Raw genomic sequence first — 281 nt, forward strand, 5'->3', positions numbered from 1 at the left:
TTGAGCTGGACGAACTCCGGGCCCATCTGGACCTTGGCCTTGATCCATTCCGGCTTCCGTTCCACCGGTGTGGCCGCGTTTCGCTGCTCAATGCGCAGCATCTTCCGGCCTTCTGGTGCCAGTGTCATAGTTCTCTTTCCTTCAGCATTCGACGACGTTGACGGCGAGGCCGCCCATGGCCGTTTCCTTGTATTTGGAGCTCATGTCCTTGCCGGTTTCCCGCATGGTCACGATGACCTCGTCGAGGGAGACCCGGTGCGTGCCGTCGCCCCAGAGCGCCA

At 61.2% G+C, this 281-nt stretch carries 1 protein-coding gene and 1 pseudogene; both read right to left on the reverse strand.

Annotated elements, in window-relative coordinates; all coding sequences use genetic code 11:
• A pseudogene (locus MRBLAR12_RS19950) lies at positions 1-128 on the reverse strand (lipoyl synthase); the annotation flags it as partial.
• A 13-nt stretch (positions 129-141) separates the two neighbouring features.
• The coding region (locus MRBLAR12_RS19955) for an L-serine ammonia-lyase, iron-sulfur-dependent, subunit alpha (protein WP_229993830.1) at positions 142-281 on the reverse strand (140 nt) is incomplete at its 5' end.

The organism is Arthrobacter sp. LAR12-1-1.1, from assembly GCF_040676555.1.
Classification (GTDB): domain Bacteria; phylum Actinomycetota; class Actinomycetes; order Actinomycetales; family Micrococcaceae; genus Arthrobacter.